This window comes from Enterococcus sp. AZ015 (genome assembly GCF_050499225.1).
Lineage (GTDB): Bacteria > Bacillota > Bacilli > Lactobacillales > Enterococcaceae > Enterococcus_D > Enterococcus_D entomosocium.
Window position 1 is genome coordinate 963600 of the sequence record NZ_JBMHEX010000001.1, and the last position, 21231, is coordinate 984830.

General features: G+C 41.4%; 22 protein-coding genes and 1 other RNA gene. 15 read left to right on the forward strand and 8 right to left on the reverse strand.

The genetic code is table 11. The annotated features are described in order from the left end of the window. Positions 1 to 25 precede the first annotated feature (25 nt). The 5 genes from IGK85_RS04400 (at position 26) to IGK85_RS04420 (ending at position 3217) form a co-directional block, all read left to right on the forward strand. Positions 26 to 457, forward strand: coding sequence for an Rrf2 family transcriptional regulator (locus tag IGK85_RS04400; RefSeq protein ID WP_008377620.1), 432 nt, complete (start codon positions 26 to 28; stop codon positions 455 to 457). Between the two features lie 130 nt (positions 458 to 587). Continuing rightward, positions 588 to 1238 carry an NAD(P)-dependent oxidoreductase gene (locus IGK85_RS04405; RefSeq protein ID WP_081487901.1) on the forward strand — a complete coding sequence of 217 codons (651 nt, stop codon included), beginning with the start codon at positions 588 to 590 and terminating at the stop codon, positions 1236 to 1238. Between the two features lie 166 nt (positions 1239 to 1404). Continuing rightward, complete coding sequence (locus tag IGK85_RS04410) at positions 1405 to 1866, forward strand: GAF domain-containing protein (protein ID WP_008377623.1); 462 nt, start codon at positions 1405 to 1407, stop codon at positions 1864 to 1866. Between the two features lie 181 nt (positions 1867 to 2047). Continuing rightward, entirely contained in the window at positions 2048 to 2275 is a 228-nt protein-coding gene (locus tag IGK85_RS04415; RefSeq protein WP_005237217.1) for a hypothetical protein, read from the forward strand. Between the two features lie 168 nt (positions 2276 to 2443). Next, entirely contained in the window at positions 2444 to 3217 is a 774-nt protein-coding gene (locus IGK85_RS04420) for a hypothetical protein (protein ID WP_086332132.1), read from the forward strand. Between the two features lie 81 nt (positions 3218 to 3298). Here the strand turns inward: IGK85_RS04420 and IGK85_RS04425 are convergent, their stop codons facing one another. After that, positions 3299 to 3637 carry an antibiotic biosynthesis monooxygenase family protein gene (locus tag IGK85_RS04425; protein ID WP_008377626.1) on the reverse strand — a complete coding sequence of 113 codons (339 nt, stop codon included), beginning with the start codon at positions 3635 to 3637 and terminating at the stop codon, positions 3299 to 3301. 709 nt (positions 3638 to 4346) lie between these two features. Here IGK85_RS04425 and IGK85_RS04430 point away from each other — a divergent pair. The 4 genes from IGK85_RS04430 to IGK85_RS04445 all read left to right on the forward strand — a co-directional run bounded on the left by IGK85_RS04430 (position 4347) and on the right by IGK85_RS04445 (position 9006). Further along, entirely contained in the window at positions 4347 to 6008 is a 1662-nt protein-coding gene (locus IGK85_RS04430) for a peptide ABC transporter substrate-binding protein (RefSeq protein ID WP_008377628.1), read from the forward strand. A gap of 187 nt (positions 6009 to 6195) precedes the next feature. Then, on the forward strand, positions 6196 to 7269 hold the full coding sequence (locus IGK85_RS04435; RefSeq protein WP_008377630.1) for a dipeptide epimerase: 1074 nt from the start codon (positions 6196 to 6198) through the stop codon (positions 7267 to 7269). Between the two features lie 21 nt (positions 7270 to 7290). After that, positions 7291 to 8202 (forward strand): C40 family peptidase, encoded by a 912-nt coding sequence (locus IGK85_RS04440; protein ID WP_008377632.1) that lies wholly within the window; start codon positions 7291 to 7293, stop codon positions 8200 to 8202. 36 nt (positions 8203 to 8238) lie between these two features. Next, complete coding sequence (locus IGK85_RS04445; protein WP_008377634.1) at positions 8239 to 9006, forward strand: serine hydrolase; 768 nt, start codon at positions 8239 to 8241, stop codon at positions 9004 to 9006. 49 nt (positions 9007 to 9055) lie between these two features. Here the strand turns inward: IGK85_RS04445 and IGK85_RS04450 are convergent, their stop codons facing one another. Then, positions 9056 to 9757 (reverse strand): GntR family transcriptional regulator, encoded by a 702-nt coding sequence (locus IGK85_RS04450; protein WP_086338009.1) that lies wholly within the window; start codon positions 9755 to 9757, stop codon positions 9056 to 9058. A 171-nt stretch (positions 9758 to 9928) separates the two neighbouring features. Between IGK85_RS04450 and IGK85_RS04455 the strand changes: the two genes are divergently transcribed. Both IGK85_RS04455 and IGK85_RS04460 read left to right on the forward strand, forming a co-directional pair. Then, the gene (locus IGK85_RS04455; protein WP_008377638.1) at positions 9929 to 11233 is read left to right on the forward strand and encodes a PTS sugar transporter subunit IIC; all 1305 of its coding nucleotides are present in this window, start codon (positions 9929 to 9931) and stop codon (positions 11231 to 11233) included. 15 nt (positions 11234 to 11248) lie between these two features. Beyond that, entirely contained in the window at positions 11249 to 12664 is a 1416-nt protein-coding gene (locus IGK85_RS04460; protein WP_008377640.1) for a glycoside hydrolase family 1 protein, read from the forward strand. A 53-nt stretch (positions 12665 to 12717) separates the two neighbouring features. Here IGK85_RS04460 and IGK85_RS04465 read toward each other — a convergent pair whose 3' ends face one another. Beyond that, entirely contained in the window at positions 12718 to 13818 is a 1101-nt protein-coding gene (locus IGK85_RS04465) for a mandelate racemase/muconate lactonizing enzyme family protein (protein ID WP_008377641.1), read from the reverse strand. 509 nt (positions 13819 to 14327) lie between these two features. Beyond that, positions 14328 to 14696, reverse strand: coding sequence for an ACT domain-containing protein (locus IGK85_RS04470; protein ID WP_005237205.1), 369 nt, complete (start codon positions 14694 to 14696; stop codon positions 14328 to 14330). 491 nt (positions 14697 to 15187) lie between these two features. On the opposite strand from IGK85_RS04470, the gene IGK85_RS04475 reads away from it, so the two are divergent. After that, positions 15188 to 15433 (forward strand): nitrogenase subunit molybdenum-iron protein alpha, encoded by a 246-nt coding sequence (locus tag IGK85_RS04475; protein ID WP_008377645.1) that lies wholly within the window; start codon positions 15188 to 15190, stop codon positions 15431 to 15433. 587 nt (positions 15434 to 16020) lie between these two features. Here IGK85_RS04475 and ssrA read toward each other — a convergent pair. Beyond that, positions 16021 to 16384, reverse strand: a transfer-messenger RNA (tmRNA) gene (gene ssrA / locus IGK85_RS04480). Positions 16385 to 16446: 62 nt separating this feature from the next. Next, entirely contained in the window at positions 16447 to 17217 is a 771-nt protein-coding gene (locus tag IGK85_RS04485) for a Cof-type HAD-IIB family hydrolase (RefSeq protein ID WP_008377647.1), read from the reverse strand. Between the two features lie 145 nt (positions 17218 to 17362). Here IGK85_RS04485 and IGK85_RS04490 point away from each other — a divergent pair, with 145 nt between their 5' ends. The 3 genes from IGK85_RS04490 to IGK85_RS04500 are packed head-to-tail and all read left to right on the forward strand — an operon-like array spanning position 17363 to position 19867. Next, entirely contained in the window at positions 17363 to 17713 is a 351-nt protein-coding gene (locus tag IGK85_RS04490; protein ID WP_005237201.1) for an SdpI family protein, read from the forward strand. Continuing rightward, positions 17694 to 18407 (forward strand): response regulator transcription factor, encoded by a 714-nt coding sequence (locus IGK85_RS04495; protein WP_005237200.1) that lies wholly within the window; start codon positions 17694 to 17696, stop codon positions 18405 to 18407. Before IGK85_RS04490 ends, IGK85_RS04495 begins: the two co-directional genes overlap by 20 nt. Then, complete coding sequence (locus tag IGK85_RS04500; protein ID WP_005237199.1) at positions 18407 to 19867, forward strand: sensor histidine kinase; 1461 nt, start codon at positions 18407 to 18409, stop codon at positions 19865 to 19867. The genes IGK85_RS04495 and IGK85_RS04500 overlap by 1 nt, the downstream gene beginning before the upstream one ends. Positions 19868 to 19984: 117 nt before the next feature. Here the strand turns inward: IGK85_RS04500 and IGK85_RS04505 are convergent, their stop codons facing one another. Continuing rightward, positions 19985 to 20458, reverse strand: a complete 474-nt coding sequence (locus tag IGK85_RS04505; RefSeq protein ID WP_005237198.1) for a hypothetical protein — start codon at positions 20456 to 20458, stop codon at positions 19985 to 19987. Then, entirely contained in the window at positions 20437 to 21174 is a 738-nt protein-coding gene (locus tag IGK85_RS04510) for a hypothetical protein (RefSeq protein ID WP_005237197.1), read from the reverse strand. The genes IGK85_RS04505 and IGK85_RS04510 overlap by 22 nt, the downstream gene beginning before the upstream one ends. Between the last annotated feature and the right edge of the window lie 57 nt (positions 21175 to 21231).

The window sequence follows — 21231 nt, forward strand, 5'->3', positions numbered from 1 at the left end:
TACAAGAAAAAGGAGTGGAGACGAAGTGAAATATTCAACCAAATACAGCGACGCCATTCACATCCTCGCTTACATCCACCTCTTTAAAGGAACTGATTTATCAAGTGATCGGATCGCCCAGAGCGTTGAAACGAATCCGGCTTATGTTCGCCGGATTATGAGTGATTTACGGGTTGCTGGATTGATCGAAAGCCAAAGAGGAAAACCAAACCCTAAACTAACGAAGGAACCAAACGAGATTTCTTTGTTGGACATTTATGCGAGTGTTGAAAAAGACCACCATCTTTTACATGCAGACAAAAAAACCAATCCCAACTGCTTGATTGGGGGGAATATCCAAGCGGTATTAGAAGAAACCTATGATGTGCTGCAAAAGAAAATCGAGCAAGAGATGAGCGCCATCTCGCTGCAATCAATCATTGAAGGCATTCAAGGAGAGGCCGATCAAGTAGATTGAACGGACACAACACAGTAAAAAGAACTTTCACCTGCTAAGCAATTTCTTGACAGGAAAGAAAGTTTCTTTTATACTCTAGTTGTAACTTGATTAGTAACAACTATTTTAGTCAAACAAAAGATGAGGAAGGATGATTATCATGAAAATCGGTGTTATTGGCGCAACAGGAAATGCAGGTTCAGCTATTTATCAAGAAGCAGTACAGCGAGGACATGAAGTGACTGCTATTGTTAGAAATGAAGTTAAAGCCAAAGAACAATTTGGTGATACAGTCAAAACACTTAAAAAAGATGCTTTTTCGTTAACAGAAGAAGACCTCGACGGATTTGATGTGTTGGTCGATGCGTTTGCGACAAGTCCTGACCAAGCGTACTTGCATGTGGATCTGGCAGCAAAATTGGTTCATTTGTTTCGAGAAAAGAACACGCGCTTGTTCTTCATTTTAGGAGCTGGCAGCTTGTTCAATGAAGCGGGTGAACGCAATCTTACCGAATTGAAAAAAGCCTCAGGAAGTGAAAGCTGGATCGCGATCCCAGAAAATCAGTTAGATGAATATCTCTTTTTAGAAACCGTCAAAAATGTTCATTGGGTCGGGATTTCTCCAGGAAATCTATTTCAAGAGGGACCAGCTAAACCAGCGATTTTAGGCAAAGATCACTTGCTTTTCAACGACCAAAAGAAATCAGTAACTTCCAGCGGTACGTTAGCCAAAGCAATTCTTGATGAAATTGAAACAGTGCAACATGAAAATACTCGTTTTACTGTGATTGATGCAGAGTAGGTTCAACAAATGATTGACCCAATCGATCAGAATCGATAGCTGCATAGGTTGGCAAGTAGACTGTTTCAGGCAACTTCTTTTTTCACAATTTTTGTTTCCAATACCCAATAATTTAGACAAGACAAATCCTCTGTCTTTGCTTATAATCAAGGACAGAGGTGATAAAATGAATAAAAAAATCGAAGCGTATGAATTGATGCTTCTACAATTAAAAGGGTTGCTAGAAGCGGAGAGTAATTGGATCGCCAACCTAGCCAACTCTTCTGCTTTACTGAATGAAACATTGGAAGATACAGTGTTTGCCGGCTATTATTTGTTTGAAGAAGGCGAGCTGATTTTAGGTCCATTCCAAGGAAGAGTCTCTTGCACCAGAATCACATTAGGCAAAGGGGTTTGTGGGGAATCAGCAGAGAAAAAAACCACATTGATCGTACCCAATGTCAAAGAACATGAAAATTATATTTCTTGTGACTCAGCAGCGATGTCTGAAATCGTAGTTCCCATGGTGGTTGATGATCAGTTGCTTGGAGTGCTGGATATCGATAGTGGAAAAACGAACAGCTATGATGCGATCGATCAGAAATATCTGGAAGAATTTGCTGCTTTATTGGTAGCAAGCCGTCAATAAAGTACTTGTTTTTTAATTTTAACTATAAAACAACATAATGTTTTTAAGTGGGGCGTTCATTGAATAATGAACGCTTTTTTTAGTTATTATTTAAAAATGTCGGGCATATTACTTTATTTAATTAAAATTAGATGATAATATGATAATACAATTAGAAAAATGAGTTTTTAAGGAGAGAATTATGGAAGCAGAAACAATTGTATTAGGTAAAGCATATGAATGTAAACCAGTCGGCTTACAAAGCCGCGTGATTGGTGAAGTGGTCAGAAAAATGGAACGGTGTGTCGTATTAAATGTGATCCGCTACGATGGGATCGATCATGAAGATATCGAAGAACGTTGCGGACGAGTAGTTGCAAAATACAATGAGATCTATCAACCAGCGCTAGTTGAGTGCTTTTTTAGCTGATCCATTGGTAATCAACCAATCAAAATAAAATGAAACCATGCATGTAAACTAATTCCCTTAAAAAGAGACTGTTTCTCAGAAGCAGTCTCTTTTTTGATTCTTAAACTCAGGTATCTAGCAAAAGAAGTGCTATAATAGGCGAGAAAACAACAGAAAGCAGGGATTAGGATGGAACTAAAAAAGACGATCGTTGAGGAGCAGCAGTTGCTTTTTGAATGGCCGAATGAAGCAGGCCAACTGCAAATTGTTAAGGGAAGTCTAGCGCAAGTCAAAGAAAATACTGTGCTATTTTTTATCAAAGACGGCCAAATTTTCTCAGTAGCAGACGATAAAGCCTTTGACGACAAGCTAGAATACGACCGCTTGATGATCCTCACACCATCTTGGGAGATCATGGCTCCTTATTTAGCAGCCTATTATCAAGAGCAATATCAGTTAACTAGTGGGTCCAAAGCATCCATCGGCATCCCACAAGAGTTGCAGCAAACCATTGCTGCTAGCGCAAAACCATTTGATCGCTTTATCGATTTTCTTGGCTATGGATCTACGAGCAAAAAGACGACAAAAGAGGCTAAAAAAGGGGGCAAACCAAGACACAAATGGTCAAAAGAATTACAAGATGAACCCTTCATGGTTGACTATCAAGGAAGTAAAGCAAGGGTCTATTGGCAAAAACGCAACGAGGTTCGAATTGAAAAAGGCGCAATTTTGAGTCAAGAGATTCCCTTGAATAAAGACGGATCGGTTGGTTTTTCTGCTCGTTTAGCGGAAAAAATTCGGCAAGAAAACCAAGCGGCGATCAAAGAGGGACACACGATTGAAGACGTTGTATTAAAAAGTGTCAACGAGGTAGGAATGTTTCTTTACTATGGGGGCACCAATGGTTGGCTACAATTAAAAGATCAGCAAGGAAGAACCTTGAACGAGCGAACGGTCGAGTAGAATTGCCAAGAAGCACAGAAGAAAAAAGCGCCTCTCAAAATGCTCGATCAATCTTTGAGCGTTTGAGAGGTGTCCTTTTCATTAAATAGGAGTAGTAGGCTCTTCATCGATCAAGACAAATTCTTGACCTGTTTTGGACAAAACAAGGCTCGGTTTTGCAGTTCCTTCCTTTTCTGCTCGATACGCCTCTCGGTGCTTTTGCATATGTTCGGGGCGTTTTAACCAAGCTTGAAATGCTTTTTTCTCAGTCCATTTTGACACCAACTGGAAAACGAGGCGGTCTTTTGATTCTGAAAACCAAGCTTCAGCAGAGTGACAGCCAGCAAATGTTTTCATTGAGGCGGTATCTTTTTTCATTTTAGCAAGAAAGATGTCTTTGCCTTCTGGAATGACTTCAAATGCGACGGTACGGATATACATGAAATTCCTCCTTTGACTCGGGACGATTTGGTTTAGTATAGCGCTAATTGAGAATGATTGTCAATTAGCTATGGAATCTTGTAAGCTTTTTATCGATAGTCATTTTTTGATCAAATTCCTCAAAAGCCTTGAACAAATGAAAAAAGTACGTATAATTAATATACGTACTGAAGAGTCCGAAGAGTATTGGAGAAAATGGATACTTGGGGAAGTCTTTCTTTTCTCACGTGCAGTACTCTTCGTTTGTTTAGTGTACCACTCTCATTTTAAAATAGATACGTTTATTTTACTTTCTGAGGAGATTTCTTTTGTTCCTTGAGGTGAAAGCCGAAAAAGTGGGAAGGTTCTGAGAAAGCACTATGAAGACAAAATTTGTGTCTTCTTTTTTTTTGCGAAATGTTAGGAAAATAGTGGGAGTTTTTTTATCCATTTTTCTTCGAAATGATGTATAAGAGAGCAGCCAAAGTTCTGATCGCTAGGAGATCAGAACTTTTTTGTATGCTTTCTTGGAACTACTCCTTTCAACGATATTTAGCATAAAGTCGCTCTTTTCTAATTTTTACATTCAGAAGAGAACTTCTGACACAACTATGTAACCTCTTACATTTTTGATCGTGTTAAATTGACAGGCTGCATAAACATGCGGTAAACTCGGTACAACAAACAGAATATTTTGAATTATCTGAATGTTAGAAGGGGATGAGTAGAAATGGGGAAACGCAGCAAATATGCAGTATCGCTTGTGTTACTAAGCAGCTTTTTTTTAGCAGCTTGTCAAAATGGCAATCAAGAAAACGAGACGGATTCATCAGCAGCTTCTTCCGCAGAGCAAGTGATCAATGTGCAATTTTCAGCAGAGATGGGCAGTGCCGATATTTCTTTAGCCACCGACTCTTATAGCTTTATTACTCTGAACAATGCCTATGAAGGCCTTTATCGCTTGGATGAGAAAAATGTTCCCATGATTGCTGGGGCAAGTGAAGACGCTGAAGTTAGTGAAGATGGGCTGACCTACACCATTTCACTGCGAGAAGAGGCAAAATGGTCGAATGGTGATCCAGTTACAGCGGCTGATTATGTTTTCAGTTGGCAGCGAACGGTTGATCCAGCTACAGCTTCTAATTATGCCTATATGCTGGCACCCATTAAAAATGCGTCGGCTATTTCAGATGGCACGCTGGATAAAAGCGAGTTAGGAATCGAAGCAGTCAATGACCATGAATTGACAATCACGTTAGAAAAACCGACGCCTTACTTTTTATCTTTACTGGCTTTTCCAACCTTTTTCCCACAAAATGAACGTGTCGTGGAGGAATTTGGTGATCAATACGCCTTAACAAGTGAAAACGCGGCGTACAATGGACCATTCCTATTGACCAATTATGCAGGCCCAGGCACCGACATCCAGTGGTCATTGGAAAAAAATCCGGATTATTGGGATGCCGATTCAGTTAAACTTGAAAAAGTTAATTTTGATGTCGTGAAAGACTCATCGACTGCTTATAACTTGTACGAAAGCGGACAAGCCGATGACATTATCTTGAGCGGTGAATTGGCGATGCAGAATGTGAACCATGCTGATTACATTGTTCAGCCTAGTGCAACCACTCAGTATTTAGAAATGAATCAAGCACCAGAAGATTCGCCTTTTCGAAATACGAATCTGCGGCAAGCCATTTCGTATAGTATGAATCGACAACAAATCGTTGACAATATTTTAGGCAACGGCTCGTTACCGGCTGTCGGTTTTGTTCCTTCTGACCTAGCCTTCAATCCAGAGACAAAAGCTGACTTTGTTAAGGATGCGGCAACGACGTTAGACTATGACGAAGAAAAAGCCCAAGAGTATTGGGAAAAGGCCAAAGCTGAGCTGGGGATCGATACGTTGTCTTTCGAGTTGCTGACCTCAGATACCGACCAATCGAAAAAAATGGCGGAATACATTCAAGGAACCTTGCAGCAAACATTGGATGGATTGACTGTCGAAGTCACAAACGTTCCTTTTTCTGTGCGCTTGGATCGTTCAAATAGCGGCGATTTTGAGATGGTCATGAACAACTGGATCGGAGACTATGCAGATCCAATCAACTTTTTGGAATTGTTCAAAAAAGACAGTTCCTACAATCGTGGGAAATGGCTAAATGATGACTACGACCAATTGATCGAACAAGCATCCAATGAAAATGCCAACGACCCAGAAGCCCGTTGGGAAAATATGGTGGAAGCAGAAAAAATCTTAAATGAAGATTTGGGTGTTATACCGCTTTTCCAAAGTGCAGAAGCACATCTGCGGTCATCAAAGATCAAAGGACTTATCGTTCATAGTGTCGGTGCTGCCTATGATTATAAAAATGTATTTGTCGAAGAATAAGTAAAAAAACAATTTTTTCATACATCTACCGACTGACGTAGTCAAACAGTACTGCAGAAAAGAAGAACGCGATTCGAGCGTTCAGCAACTTGAGAACAAGGAATAAAGCCGTTCTTTATCTAGCAGTGAAGAGGAATCATTCATTCCAGCTAGATAAGAACGGCTTTTCTTTTTAGGGGGAACATGAATGATAATCACAGCAGTTGAAACCAAACGAATTCCGATCCAGCTGAATGCACCGTTTAAAACGGCGCTCAGAGAAGTGCACGCCGTCGAAGTGATTCGAGTGTTGCTTTCTTTTGACAATGGGATCGTTGGCATCGGAGAAGCAGCACCTACCGAAGTGATCACCGGTGATACAAAAGAAAGTATTTTAACAGATATCGAAACTGTCTTTGCCCCGTTCCTGTTAGGCAGAAAGGTAGATGCCCAATTGCTGGTAATGGATGAGCTTCATGCGTTAATCCAGCATCATACGAGCCCTAAAGCGGCGATTGATATCGCGTTGCATGATGCACTGGCAAAAGCGGCAAACTTGCCTCTTTACCGCTATTTAGGTGGTTCTGCCAATACACTGACAACCGACTATACGATCAGTGTTGGTTCACAGGAGCAGATGCTGCATGATGCCAAAGCGAAAGTCCAGGCGGGATTTCGCTCCTTGAAAATCAAACTAGGGGTAGGTGTGATCGAAGAGGAGGTTGCGAAAATTCGCTGCATCAATGAACGCTTGGCAGGAAAGATCCCCTTTCGAATTGATGCCAATCAAGGCTGGACCAAAGAAGAAGCGGTGCAGATTTTAGACCAATGGCAAGACATTCCGATCGAGTTTGTTGAGCAACCCGTCAAAGCCAATGATTTTGCTGGACTCAGCTATGTGACTGCTCGGACGACGATTCCGATCATGGCAGACGAAAGTCTTTTTTCCTATGAGGATGCCAAACGTTTGATTGCTGAAAACTGCTGCGATTATATGAACATTAAATTGATGAAAAGCGGCGGGATCAAAGAGGGACAAAAAATTTATCAATTGGCAAAAGAGCATCAAATGCCGGTGATGGTCGGTTCGATGATTGAAGGGTATGGGGGAATGGCTGCAGCCGCCCATTTTGCCTTGGGGATGGCGGATGTCCAATTTTATGATCTGGATGTTCCTTTTATGTGGGAGACCCAAACGACTTCCCCTGAAATGCAAGGGATTCTTCAGCGTCCAGGAAGCTTGAGCGTCACCGAACGCATCGGACTAGGAATCAACGAATAAACAGTTATGAGAGGAGCAAAGATGAAACAAATTGTTCAGGCTGGCTCTTCCTTCTTATGGAAGGAACCCAAAGAAAACAAAGTACTAGCAAAAATCAAAGCATTTCCTTTAGAAGCACTGCACACTTTTTTGACTGATGAAGATACGATGCGGCTTTATCAGGAAAGCTTAGTGGACTCCGAAGTATTATATGGGACGATTGTAGAAGTCATCGCCCAAACGGATGGTTGGTCCCATGTGATCGTCTTGGATCAAATAAGCAATAAACATCCACTCGGGTATCCGGGTTATCTGCCGAACGAGGTATTGAAGCCATTGTCACCAGACTATGCAACAGCCAAAAGAAGGATTGGTGTGATTGCAAAAGAAGCCGTGCTTGTTTTTGACTCGACCACACGACTTGTTTCTTTTGGAACAGTTTTACCACTTGTTGGGGAAACCGCAGATTCCTATCAAGTGGCTACGCCTAATGGACCAGCAACGATCGCTAAAGCTTTTGCTCACGTCCTATCGGACACATGGGCAAAGCTCCCAGAAAAAATAATAGCCTTGGCAGAACAATTTATAAACCAGCCCTATGTCTGGGCAGGCATTAGCGGCAGTGGCTTTGACTGTTCTGGATTCATGTATTCGCTGCATCGACTTCATGGTATTTTAATCCCCCGAGATACGATCGAGCAAGCACAACAAGCAAACATCGTACCTTACAGTCAGGCACAACCAGGGGATCTGCTGTTGTTTGCTTATGAAGAAGGAAAAGGCGAAGTCCATCATGTCGGTCTATATTTGGGGGATGACGAAATGATTCATTCAAGAACACCTGGGTCACGGGTCATGAAAACCAAAATCACTGGCTCTAATTATGAACCAGAACTCGCAGTTGTGGCGCGTTATTGGCAAAACCAGCCGAATGAATCACAGGAATACTCATGAACATTCTTTTCATGATCGTAAGGAAAGGGGCATTTGATGGGAAAAGATGACTTGCGTGTAGCAATTGATCCTATTCTAAAAAACTACCAGGCAACGTTGGAAATGGGGGTATGGATCGGTACGCCAACGGAATGTCTTGTTGACTATCAGGGTCAAAAGTCGTTTTCGGCAGCGAGTATTAGTAAGCTTGTTTTGTACGCGTATTATCTTGAACAAATCATCGAAAAAAAGATCGATCCCCAACAGGTAATTTGTGTGAGCCCTGTTGATCTGACAGGGGGGGCTGGGGTGATCCGTCTTTTTCCTCAGAAGAAAGGTTGGACCATCAGTGAACTTCTCATGGCAATGATCGCCGTATCTGATAATACTGCGACCAATGTACTATTGGACTTAGTAGGGTTGCCCACGCTTCAGGCATGGATTCAGGAGCCGGAGATCCAATTTGAACGGTATATGATGCGACCGATCAAAGACAAAGAGAACCGCTTGACACCCTCGGTGGCTGCCAAACTGCTACTAAGGTGTGTGGAACGAGAAGAAGCTGCACTAGGATTTTCACCTTTAAATCAGCAGCAATTTCAAGATGGATTAGCGGGGAATTTTGCTGAAACTGCGCAGCCTTCTTGCCGCATTTTTAATAAGACAGGTCGTCTTGACCGCATCGAACACGATGTAGCATATTTACAAGCCAATGAAACGACGATCATCATTGCGGCATTTTCCTATGATAAAGCCGGTAGTGGCCGAGGGATCAGTTGGCTAAGAGAAATTGGTCAAACAGTCTATCAGCAGTATTTTAAGTAAAATACGCTGCGTATCGAGTGCCTCTGAGTGAGGATCGATACGCAGCGTATTAATTATTTACAACAATAAAATCCCCCATATCATAGCGGTGCCGTGATTGGGAAAATTCAAAAGGCGTCCCATCGCCGAGGTAAACCGTTTGTTCCACTTCTAAAATGGGATCGGTGGCAGCACAAGCTAAGTATTGCTGGTCGTAGGTGTCTGCACGATCCGCTTTGATACGACGGACAGATGTTCCAATCGAGGAGTGGAGTTGGTTCGTGATGTAGCTATAGACGGAAGAGGCTAAGACTTCTTCGGTAATGCCAGGAATGACATGAAGCGGCATGATGGTATATTCTAAAACAACGGGTATATCGTCAAATAGACGCAAACGAACGATATCATAAATTTGCTGGTCACTGCGAATGTTTAGTTTTTCTTGTTCTTTCTCATCGGGAAAAAGAATGGCAAAAGAAATGATCTTGCTGGTGATCTTTCCTGTTTCTCCAAGGCGCTTGGTCAGCCCGCGATTGATCTTGGCGTTGTAATCGAAGGTTGAATAGGAATCGCTGATAAACGTACCCGTGCCTTTTTTACCGTAAATAATGCCTTCCATTTGTAAAATATTCAATGCTTTTTGAATCGTCACGCGGCTCGTTTGATAATCCGCAGCCAGTTCGGATTGCTTCGGCAATTTTTTCTCTTCTTCGTAAAACCCGTGATTGATTTTGCTCCGTAAATCGGCAGCGATGTCATGGTAGTTCGCCATTTGCTTCACCTCAAAATAATAATAAGTGATAAAACGAAGTATGTAAACTTGGAGCTTTACATACCCTGTTTTGAAGGCTTTTCCTGCGTTTACATTCTTCAGGAAATGAATTACATTTGTAATGTAATCGTTTTCTAACAATTGAAGAATAGGGGTATAGGAGGGAGTTTTATGCAAGGATTTATGGATCGACTCGCTGACGTTTTAGGAAAGTTTGCCAATAGGATCAACAATTTACGCTACATCATGGTCATTAAAAATGCTTTTGCTGCTTTGATTCCAGTAATCATTACAGGAGCGTTTGGTACATTGTTTTCAGCAATGGTTTTTGATGCTGAAAATGGATTGGCACAAATCGAGGCACTGCGCTTTTTAGAAAGTTTAAAACCGATCTCATCTGCGGTCAGTTATGTGACGTTGAGTTTCTTAACGATCTATGCAGTGTTTCTGATTGGGATTGAGCTAGCAAAATTAAATAAGATTTCTGGGGTCTTTCCAGGAATCATCGCCGTGATGTCTTATCTTTCTGTTAATCCAATGATCTTTGAATTTTTGCACGAAGATGCGACGGTGGTTGCCGAAAACGTGCTGGCTAAGCAATATACTGACACGAAAGGTCTATTTTTAGGCATGTTCGTTGCGATCGTTTCCATCGAGCTTTATGCGTGGTTAGGAAGACAAAAACGGCTGCAGATCATGATGCCTGATAGTGTTCCAGGGAATGTTTCGGCAAGTTTTTCGGCATTGTTTCCAACGATTTTCACCGTGACCATCATCGCCACCGCTGGTTTTGCTATCAAAGCACTCACAGGGATGTATGCTTACGATATCATCTACAATGTCGTCCAACGACCACTGGAAGGGATCGTCCAAGGATTACCAGGTATCTTGTTGTTGATGTTTATCGCACAAGTCTTTTGGGTCATCGGGATTCATGGGAACCAGATGGTCAAACCCATTCGCGAACCATTGTTGTTGGCAGCGATCGCTGTCAACACGGAAGCTTTTGAAGCTGGAAAAGAAGTACCCAATATTATTACGATGCCGTTTTGGGATATGTATATGAGTATGGGCGGCTCTGGGGTTACGATTGGGTTGCTGATTGCGATTTTGATCGTCGGCAAGCGGGAGGACATGCGCCAAATCACTAAATTGTCATTAGCACCTGGGATTTTCAATATCAATGAGCCAGTGATCTTCGGAATGCCAATTATGCTGAATCCCATTTTGGCGATTCCCTTTATCCTGACACCGTTAGTAACAGGAACGATTGGGTACGTGGCGACAAGTCTAGGCTTTGCCGCTAAAGCGGTGGTAATGGTCCCATGGCCGATGCCACCGATCGTCAATGCTTATCTAGCTACTGCTGGGGATATCGGGGCTGTGATCACGCAAGTGATCTGTATTGTCGTGGCGATTTTGATCTATCTACCTTTTGTTTTGGTAATGAATCGTACGACCAATGAAGTTGCATAAAGGAGTTTTAAAAAAATGGTAAAAATACCTGAAACATTTATTTTAGGGGCTGCTTCGTCTGCTTGGCAGACAGAAGGCTGGCAAGGAAAGAAAGAAGGGCAAGATTCGTATCTCGACCGCTGGTACAAAGAAGAACGCTTTGTCTGGCATAATGGCTACGGGCCGGCTGTTGCGACGAATTTTATGGAAAAGTTTTCAGAGGATGTTGAACTGATGCAGGAGGTTCATTTGACCCATTACCGAACATCGATCAACTGGGCGCGCTTCTTTACCGACCATGAACAGCTGATCGTTGACGAAGACTATGCTGCTCATATCGATCAGCTTATCGACCAATTGCTTGCGGCTGGCGTCGAACCGATGCTTTGTTTGGAACATTATGAACTGCCAGCTAGTTTGATGGATGCCTATGATGGCTGGAGCTCGCGGAAAGTGGTCGATCTATATACCCGTTATGCCGAAATCGCCTTCGAGCGTTACGGTGATCGAGTCAAACAGTGGTTTACCTTCAATGAGCCGATCGTTATTCAGACTCGTTGCTATCTCGATGCGATCCGCTGGCCCCATGAGCAAAACACAAAAAAATGGATGCTTTGGAACTATCACAAAGTATTGGCGTCCGCCCAAGCGGTGGCTGTCTATCATGAAAAGGGCTACGAGGGGCGCATCGGTTGTGTGCTAAATCCAGAAATGGTTTACGCACGCTCTTCCTCACCGGAGGATCAAAAAGCGCAAAAAATGTATGATCTCTTTTTCAACCGGATCTTTTTTGATCCAATGGTCAAAGGTCATTATCCAGAGGAACTTATCACACTTTGCCAAACCTATGACATCTACTTTGATCCGACAGAAGAAGATTTGGAAACGATCCGCACCCATACGGTGGATTTCTTAGGTGTCAATCAGTACTACCCGAAACGCGTGCGGGCACCACGATATCAATGGCATTCGGATACACCATTTCATCCAGAAATGTTTTATGAGACATTTGATTTGCCAGGAAAACAAATGAATAACTCCCGTGGCTGGGAAATCTATCCGAAGGTCATGTACGATATGGCTAATTATCTTAAAGAAAATTATGGCAATATTCCATGGCTGATCACTGAAAATGGTATGGGGCGGGAAAATGAAGAACAGTATATGGATGCCACAGGTCAAGTCCAAGATGATTATCGGATTCAGTTTATTACCGAACATCTTTACTGGCTGCTAAAAGCCGTCGAGGAAGGCGCCAACTGCGAAGGCTATATGCTTTGGGCATTTACCGATTGTGTTTCACCTATGAATGCATTTAAGAACCGCTATGGTCTCGTCCGAATTGAGTTAAATGAAGAACGGACCCGGTCATTAAAAAAATCAGCCGCTTGGTATCGTTCCCTTATTGATGAACGGTGGCTTCCATTTGAAGAAAAGCCATTGATTCTGTAATAAAAACCCACGATTATTTCCTAATCCTAAAGGAAATAATCGTGGGTTTTCAGTTAAAAGGGTTGTTTATGAGGAGCAAGTTTCTCCCAGTCAAATATGACACCAATCCCTGGTTCTTCTGGTGCAATCGCACGGCCAGCGGATGGATCGATCACTAATGGTCTCGTGGTGTATTGATCGATTGGAAAACTGTGCATTTCAAGATACCCAGCATTAGGCATCGCCGCCAGTAGACTGACGTGTAATTCCTGCATGCCATGTGTAGAAACAGATAAGTTACTTGTTTGTGTTAAGGCAGCAATTTTCAACCAGCCGGTGATCCCACCGCAATTGGAAGCGTCGGGTTGTGGAAAATCGACATTGCCATATTTGATCATATGAGCAAACTCAATAGGGGTGCGCAAGTTTTCCCCGCCTGCGACCGCAATTTGCCCTTCTTTAGCGATACGAGCGTAGCCTTCGTAATCTTCGGGGATTGTTGGTTCTTCAAGGAACAAAATGTCATAAGGCGCCATCAGTTTGGCGGCTTTGATCGCTTTTTCAACAGACCAGCTCATGTTGGCATCCACCATAAAGACAACATCGGGACCAATCAATTCTCTGACCGCTTTTATTCGAGCAATATCTTCGGCAAGTGTTTTTTGGCCCAATTTGATTTTGACCGCTTTTAATCCCATGTCTAAATATTTTTGATTATTGGCTAAGAGTTTTTCAAGAGAAAAGTTTAGATCGATCGCACCACCATAGCATTTGACTTTGTTACTTGCGCCGCCTAAAAGTTTGTAGAGGGGTTCTTGTGCTTTTTTCGCGCGTAAGTCCCATAAGGCAATATCACAAGCCGCAATGGCGAAACTCGCTAAACCGCCTCTGGTAACATAGTGAATGCCCCAGTTCATCTGATCCCACAAGGCCTCCACACATGCTGGATCTTTCCCTAAGAGGATTGCTTTTAGTTCTTTGTCGATCAGTTTGGCAATCGATTCGCCACCGAAGCCACCAGTATACGTATAGCCCACACCTTCACGTCCCTCATCAGTAACGATCTTGACGATAGGCACTTCAAAGTGGGTGTGTAAGCCGTGCTTCGCATCTTCCATGATTTCCGGAAGAGGTATCCGATAATACGCTGTTTGTACATCTGTAATTTTTGCCATTAAAAATCCTCCTCAAACTAATGTTCACGTGTGCATTTTAATGTTAACGTTTGCATAATCATGTTAGCATGGGAACGCGAGATTGACAAGACAAAAATCGCTCAAATTCAATACTTAGGAAACAAGAATGTCTCTTTTTAAGAGGTCATTCACTTAGGAGCGAAGCTAAAGGACCTCTTCAGAATATAAATAGAAATTGGAGAGATGTTATTAGAAATGAATTGAAAACCTTATAAATTGTCATAAAAAAGTATTTAATGTAATTTATAGACATATTTATTGAATAAAAATCATTTTTGTATTATGATTATCTTAACAACGAGCAATGAAGAGTACTGGGGCAGATGAAAGCTTGGGGAAGTCTTTTATTTGGGATACCTAGTACTCTTATCTTTCTTCAACGACAAGTGAAATACAAAAGAACGACTGAACTTCTTTGGTTCAGTCGTTCTTTTGTATTTCATAAAGCGAGCGAGAGTAACTTGTAGTAAGGAAGAAAAAGTTTTTTCTCAATTGACAAAAGAATAATCATTGGCGGTTAAAACAGTACGAGCTTGTTCTACCTGATGCTCCTTGATTAAAATATAATCAGTATTGAAGGTAGAAACAGCAAAAATACTGATTGACTCCTCGGCTAGAAGGGAAGAGATTTTTGCAATAATGCCAATCAAGCTAAAATCCAGCACACCAATTATTTTCATCGCTTTCCATCCATCTTCTCTGTTTAGCGTTTCAGCTGGAACGTTTGCAGTTGGTAACACCAAAGAAAGTTCTTCTGACGTATGGGCAAAAAAAAGAGGAACAATCTTCAGTATCGAAGGATCAATACTCTTTACTTGGATGACAGAAAAAGAGGGAGCCAGTAAGGTTAGTTTCATCTAATCACGTCCTTCGTTTGATGCTTTCATCATATCAAATGGGAAGAACGAAGGGAAGGCGATTATCATTTGATCACGTACGATTCTAAGCGTTGTGTCGTTTCTGCGAGGCATAACAGACGGGTAGATTCTATGCAAATGAAAATAAGCGGTTAAAACTGATGGGTATACCTCTGTTTCTGGAGAAAAAGAAATATCAATTGGATCCGCAATCTATGCTGAATCAGATTTGAAATCAATCGAGTTAATAGAAAATAACTAGCACTCAATCATAAATCAATGGTTGAGTACTATTATTGTACATAAAATTATGGTGGACAGAGGAATGGAACATAAATCACTAATTGTTTGATTGGAAGAAAAATTGATACTGAGGATCATAAAGAGAAGAAGGAACATGCTAAATTTTACGAAGACCTTACAAGATTCAAGAAGAAGGTAAAGAACGCTTTGTAATATTTTGATCAACTTTAGTCAAGGAGGTGTGATGAATGGATAAATTTTTCAACTTTATTGAAAAAGGACTTTCCGAAGAAATTAATTTTTTTATGTTTTCCATAGATTTGGAACATTATTTAGTCGATCACTACGAGGAAATGTATACCGAAAACAAGGAAGCTACATTGTATCTGAATGATTTACTTCCTGATGAGGCTGAGAAAATGGAGCCTGGAATAAATCCAGATAGTTTTTGTGAACGAGTAAAGGAAATTGTAGAGAAATCGAAAACAATTTAATTAGCACTTTTTTTACTGAGGCAGAGTCATATCAAGCCAGCAACGAACTATCATAGATTGCTGATGATCAAGCAGATTATGAAACTTACATCAAGCTTTGATGAAAAGAAACATCTTCAAAAAATTTCATGCGATGAGGCAGGGAAAATAACTATTGTAGAAGCAAAGAAAGCCGTTGAGAACGCAAAACAGGAGTGGAAAAAAGTGTATCTAAAGATACTAAGGAGTAAAAAGCCTTAAATCAAAAATAGAGTAAAAAAATCAGCCCAAGAAAAACTCGCAAACAAGAGATTCGTATACAATTTGGTGAGAAGGTACACCATTGAAGAGCATTGATTGCTTAAAAAAAGCATCTGACTTCACTTGAACAATTAATGTAGGTTCAATCGGTATAAGAAATACAATCTAAGAAAAGCGAGGAATAGCACATCGGTTTAAAGCTGATAATTAACCACCATTTGACTACCAAACATGAAAAACTACGAAAAACATTGTGGAACTGAAAATACAAAAAAAGTGTTAAAAACCTCTTTAAATCAAGGCTTTGAACACTTAGGAAAAACTACGAAAATCTAATTGATTTAAGCTTATGGAGATGGCGGGAGTCGAACCCGCGTCCAAACATATTGCTACCTAAAAATCTACGCTCATAGTCAACTCATTTGTAGATTCGCTTTACAGCTTGCCGAGTGACAGGCAGTCTGTATCGCTAGTCTGATGATCTCTTTTTTATCTTACAGACGGAAAGATAAAACGTATCCCACTTAGAATAGGACCCTTACTCGAGCACATGGGCGATGCCGAGAGGATCTACGCTAACTGTTTTTAGGCAGCTAAAGCGTAAGAGTTTTCGTTTTTAGCAGTTATATTTAACTGTAACGTTTTAACGTAGACGTAACCTACGAAGCGCAATTCAGGCTCAACTATGCCTGTCGAATCCGTAACATCCCCTTGATAAAAGGGGTATCGCTACCATTCACTAGTATACCATATTTTCGTGCGTGTGCAAAGAATCAGATTAAGTCAAAATGTTTCAGGGCGTGTACGATCCCGCCTTCGGTATTTTTCAAGGTCACGAAGTCTGCCAGCTCTTTTAACTCTTGAATCCCATTTCCCATTGCAATCTTGTGGTCACAAGCTTCTAAAAGGGCGAAATCGTTGCTGCCGTCACCAAAGCCAAAGGTAGGTACATCTTCTAGACCCAATAATTCTACCAAGGTTTTTACGCCAGTCCCTTTAGAAGTCCCGGATTTTACGACATCGATTGAAAAGGGCGTATTACGATAAAAAGTTAGTTCGGGAAAACGCTCATGATAATAAGCATCGTTGCCGACACCTAAAACCAACAACATATTGGTCCGATCAGTTTCATAATGAAGAGGATCGATTTCTGGTAGAGGGCTACGGACGTAGTTATATGCACCAACCATTTCCTCGGTGTGACCAGTCGCCCAATAGCCTTTCTCATTGTAATAACACAGCTCATCGCCATTGTCTTTGACGGCTTGGTACATCCTTGCGCAAAGCTCAGGCTTAAGGGTATCGGAAAAAACTTCTTTGCCATCAATGCGGATAAAAGCACCGTTCATGACGATGTTCGAGGTAATACCAGCTGCTTCACGAATAGCGGTAACTTCAGGTTCGGTTCTGCCTGTTGCAATGATCGGCAGTACTTGGTTTTTTCGCAACCTCGCCATCGCCTCAGCAATTTCCGAAGTGATTTGCGAGTGCTCATCTAAAAGTGTACCGTCAAGATCAAAAAAAGTTAATGCTTTGTAGGTCATGTATCTTACTCCTAAGGTTTATAGTCATAGTCCACTCACAATCTTATCAAAGATTGAAAAAAAGGCAAACCTTTATGAATAATCGGTGAAGTTGTTGGTAGAAGAAAGAAATTCGAGTATACTATAGGAAGAATGGAGTGAAACGATGATTTTTTTAGTAATTGGCAGCATTTTTTTCTTGATTGGTCTCACTTTTTTTCTTTTTCCATCAAAAAAAATGAACCTTATTTATGGATACCGTTCCTATCTAGCAAAACAAAATGAACGCAATTGGCGACAGGCCCAAAAACTATCTGCCCGATTCTTTCTGCTTTTTGGCGGAATCATGGCGCTCATTGGGTTTGTCTTGAAATGGCAAGAATGGACCAATTTTTTTCTAGTTGAAATGATCGTGATCCCTTGGTTCATCGTGCCGATCTTTGGCCTGATCGAAGAAAATCTGCAACGATTTGATAAAGAACATAGAGGTGAAGAAAATGAATATATTAATGATTGAAGACAATGAATCTGTTTCTGAAATGATGCAAATGTTTTTCTTGAATGAAGGATGGGAAGCAGTATTTAAATACGATGGCAAAGAAGGACTAGAGGCCTTTGCTGCTGAACCAGACAAGTGGGATATGATTACCCTTGACTTGAATCTTCCTTCCATGGACGGCATGATGGTGGCGCGCGAAATTCGTAAAATCTCTAGTACAGTTCCTATTATTATGTTGACGGCCCGTGATTCAGAAAGCGACCAAGTCATCGGGTTAGAGATGGGGGCGGACGACTATGTGACGAAACCCTTTAGTCCATTGACCTTGATTGCACGGATCAAGGCATTACACCGCCGCAGTGAATTGGTTGAAAAAACAACACCTGAAGCTTCCGATGCCACCTTTGATATCGTCACCGATCATTTCAAAATGAACACAAAAACAAGGGAAGCCTATTTAAATGGCAAACCCATCGATGGGTTGACGCCGAAAGAATTTGATTTGCTTTATACGTTAGCGAAAAAACCGCGACAAGTGTTTTCGAGAGAACAGCTGTTAGAACTGGTTTGGGATTACCAATACTTTGGCGATGAACGGACCGTTGATGCACACATCAAAAAACTAAGACAAAAAATTGAAAAAGTGGGGCCACAGATCATTCAAACCGTCTGGGGCGTTGGGTACAAATTTGATGATGCGGGTGCTGCTTAATGCGCTACCTGTATCAACAGCTGATTGCATTTTTCGTGGTGATCTTCGTGATCTTGATGACGATTGGTATTGCGTTTACTCAAATGACACGCCAAACGTTACAAGAACGGAATTATGAGCAGTTAATGGGGTATGCTTCGTCGGTCGCGACGATTTCGCAAATCAGTGATTCAGAATATTTACAGCAAAATATGACCCGGGATGGCTATCTACAGTATTCCTTGCGTTTGGCTGAGAATATTTTGAGCAACCAAGATATCTCCTTTGCTTTCTTTAAAAGTCCTGATGACATTATTTATCCACTAGATACCGCTCATGCTGTTGATTTTCCGATCTCTGAAAAAGACTGGCAATCCTTAGAAAATGGGGCGCGTCTACAACTGACTTCCGCCACAAATTTATACGGGGAAAAAGAACTGACTTCCTATGTGTTGATACCTTTTTCTGTCAATCGCACGGATTTTTACGGTGTAATGGTGGTTTCGCAATCGGCAAGCAGTATTTTGAATCTTGTCAGTGCTTTTAATCAAAACTTGTTTAAAGTTTGTTTGATCTCGATCGTTGTCTCATTATTGATCAGTTACCTTTTCGCTACGTTCCAAGTAAGACGGATCAATCGAATGAAACGAGCAACCAAAGAAATTACTAATGGCAATTTTGATATTTTCTTGCCGGTGCATAATCGGGATGAATTTGATGAATTAGCCGAAGATTTTAATTTAATGACGAAATCCTTAAAAGAATCCCAAGAAGAAATTGAACGGCAAGAAGAACGTCGTCGGCAATTTATGGCGGATGCTTCTCATGAGATGCGTACCCCGTTGACGACCATCAATGGCTTATTGGAGGGCTTAGAGTACAACGCAATTCCTGAGAATCAAAAAGACAATGCGATCCGCTTGATGAAAAATGAAACCAATCGCTTGATTCGATTAGTCAACGAAAACCTTGACTACGAAAAAATCAGGACCAATCAAATCTCGATGGTCATCAAAAAATTTGATGCGACGCAAACCATCAAAAATCTGTTGACGCAACTGGAGAGCAAGGCAGAAATTGCCAAAGATGTGCTGATTTTAGAAACAACCGAGCCAATCGATGTCTACGCGGATTATGATCGTTTCGTCCAGATCATGGTCAATATTTTACAAAATGCGATCCAGTTTACGGAAGATGGAGAAATTCGGGTCCGAATAGAAAAAGGCTATTTAGAAACGATTATCGAAATCAGTGATACGGGGATCGGTATGTCTGAAGAACAAGTCAAAAATATTTGGGATCGTTACTACAAAGTCGATCCGTCCCGTAAAAACCGTCAATTTGGCGAATCAGGTCTAGGCTTATCAATCGTTGAACAGCTCGTACGCCTGCACAAAGGAAAGATCAGTGTAGAAAGTGAACTTGGCAAAGGCACGACCTTTAAAATCTCTTTTCCAGATATCGACTTAAATGAAGAATAAGGAATCGACCGGCAGCAATTCGCTTAGCCGGTCGATTTTTTTGCGGTTCATTGGCAGCAGCCCAAACAAAAAGACTTGCTTTTGCAAGCAAGCCTTTTTGTATGAGGGCTATGTAAACTATAGATAAGTGGTATAGGGCGTATGGGCAAAGCATTCGTCTTCATGGATCAAATAGATGGCAACAGCAAATTGTTCGGCGATTTCTTGGCACAAAGGTAGCAGGATTTGGACCTCTTCTGTTGTTAACGTGCTCAAGACATTTTCGATTAAAAGGGTTTCTCTTTCTGAAAGTAACGCTAAGAGCAGCTGAATTTTGATCTCCTCAAAGGGGCCTAATTCTGTCCGCTCTTTTTTCAAAGCCGATAAGGGAAGCTGAACATAAGGCAGAACACCCTCTAAATCGCCCCCTTTTTTATTTGCAAGAGATACATTGTCCATGACGGATAAAAAGGGAACGGAAGGCCATTGAGCACGAATCAAGATGGCTTTTTTTTGTGAAAGCAGCAAACTTAATTCAGAAGTTTTTGTTTCATTGTCTTTCGAAACATAATAGAAACCAATTGGTTTCGTTAGCTGAGTTGGTTTTTCCATTGTTTTTTCCTCCAATACAGACTATGTCCGCTGGCAATCAAACCAGTAAAACTGGTAACAGCGGCAAGTAAGACGACAAGTGTGTGGCGTGTGCTTTCAAATAAAATAGCAAGCCAAGTGGTGCTGTTCAAATCGACATTTTGGACCAGAATTTGACTATTCTGCGGAATCGTAATGGCGAATTCTTGTCCAGGAAGACTTTGTACAGCCTCCCAAAAGTTATCAGAAGCACGCTCTCGATCAAGGGCAATGATATGCCCACTAAGTAATTCCCGCTGGAAATAAGGCTGGAAGAGTAGCAATAAGACAAAGGCGATCACAGCGGCTGCTAAGAGCGGCAAGAGCATTTCAATGATCTGCATCGCTACCCATTGTCTGGTGGTGGCGCCACTTGCTAACCAAGCTGTGTATTCCGAGCGTTTATATAATTGATAGTAAACTTGAAAGCCAATAAAGACCAGTGTAAAGGCACTAAAAATCAAATAGAACAGTTGATGATAGATTGTCGTGACTGGTTGGATCTCTTCGGCTACTTTCGTTTGCAGATCTTCTGTCGCCAAGAGATCTCTTGTTTGAGCGATCACTTGATCCATCGAATAGATCAAGGCAAACGTCACGATCAAGCCAATCACGGCAAAGAAGGATACAAGCGTATAAAGCACCATGGCTTTTTTATGATAAAAAATGCTGGCAATCGCAAAATGTATAGTTTTCATCTAAGTCACCTCATCCTAGTACATAGTATAAAAGGGGAGTTTGAATAAAGTATGAAG

What these genes read in the sequence shown, in the direction of transcription:
- IGK85_RS04405 (WP_081487901.1), top strand. Translation starts at nt 588, where the DNA reads ATGATTATCATGAAAATCGGTGTTATTGGCGCAACAGGAAATGCAGGT.
- IGK85_RS04410 (WP_008377623.1), top strand. Translation starts at nt 1,405, where the DNA reads ATGAATAAAAAAATCGAAGCGTATGAATTGATGCTTCTACAATTAAAA.
- IGK85_RS04415 (WP_005237217.1), top strand. Translation starts at nt 2,048, where the DNA reads ATGGAAGCAGAAACAATTGTATTAGGTAAAGCATATGAATGTAAACCA.
- IGK85_RS04420 (WP_086332132.1), top strand. Translation starts at nt 2,444, where the DNA reads ATGGAACTAAAAAAGACGATCGTTGAGGAGCAGCAGTTGCTTTTTGAA.
- IGK85_RS04425 (WP_008377626.1), bottom strand. Translation starts at nt 3,637, where the DNA reads ATGTATATCCGTACCGTCGCATTTGAAGTCATTCCAGAAGGCAAAGAC.
- IGK85_RS04430 (WP_008377628.1), top strand. Translation starts at nt 4,347, where the DNA reads ATGGGGAAACGCAGCAAATATGCAGTATCGCTTGTGTTACTAAGCAGC.
- IGK85_RS04435 (WP_008377630.1), top strand. Translation starts at nt 6,196, where the DNA reads ATGATAATCACAGCAGTTGAAACCAAACGAATTCCGATCCAGCTGAAT.
- IGK85_RS04440 (WP_008377632.1), top strand. Translation starts at nt 7,291, where the DNA reads ATGAAACAAATTGTTCAGGCTGGCTCTTCCTTCTTATGGAAGGAACCC.
- IGK85_RS04445 (WP_008377634.1), top strand. Translation starts at nt 8,239, where the DNA reads ATGGGAAAAGATGACTTGCGTGTAGCAATTGATCCTATTCTAAAAAAC.
- IGK85_RS04450 (WP_086338009.1), bottom strand. Translation starts at nt 9,757, where the DNA reads ATGGCGAACTACCATGACATCGCTGCCGATTTACGGAGCAAAATCAAT.
- IGK85_RS04455 (WP_008377638.1), top strand. Translation starts at nt 9,929, where the DNA reads ATGCAAGGATTTATGGATCGACTCGCTGACGTTTTAGGAAAGTTTGCC.
- IGK85_RS04460 (WP_008377640.1), top strand. Translation starts at nt 11,249, where the DNA reads ATGGTAAAAATACCTGAAACATTTATTTTAGGGGCTGCTTCGTCTGCT.
- IGK85_RS04465 (WP_008377641.1), bottom strand. Translation starts at nt 13,818, where the DNA reads ATGGCAAAAATTACAGATGTACAAACAGCGTATTATCGGATACCTCTT.
- IGK85_RS04470 (WP_005237205.1), bottom strand. Translation starts at nt 14,696, where the DNA reads ATGAAACTAACCTTACTGGCTCCCTCTTTTTCTGTCATCCAAGTAAAG.
- IGK85_RS04475 (WP_008377645.1), top strand. Translation starts at nt 15,188, where the DNA reads ATGGATAAATTTTTCAACTTTATTGAAAAAGGACTTTCCGAAGAAATT.
- IGK85_RS04485 (WP_008377647.1), bottom strand. Translation starts at nt 17,217, where the DNA reads ATGACCTACAAAGCATTAACTTTTTTTGATCTTGACGGTACACTTTTA.
- IGK85_RS04490 (WP_005237201.1), top strand. Translation starts at nt 17,363, where the DNA reads ATGATTTTTTTAGTAATTGGCAGCATTTTTTTCTTGATTGGTCTCACT.
- IGK85_RS04495 (WP_005237200.1), top strand. Translation starts at nt 17,694, where the DNA reads ATGAATATATTAATGATTGAAGACAATGAATCTGTTTCTGAAATGATG.
- IGK85_RS04500 (WP_005237199.1), top strand. Translation starts at nt 18,407, where the DNA reads ATGCGCTACCTGTATCAACAGCTGATTGCATTTTTCGTGGTGATCTTC.
- IGK85_RS04505 (WP_005237198.1), bottom strand. Translation starts at nt 20,458, where the DNA reads ATGGAAAAACCAACTCAGCTAACGAAACCAATTGGTTTCTATTATGTT.
- IGK85_RS04510 (WP_005237197.1), bottom strand. Translation starts at nt 21,174, where the DNA reads ATGAAAACTATACATTTTGCGATTGCCAGCATTTTTTATCATAAAAAA.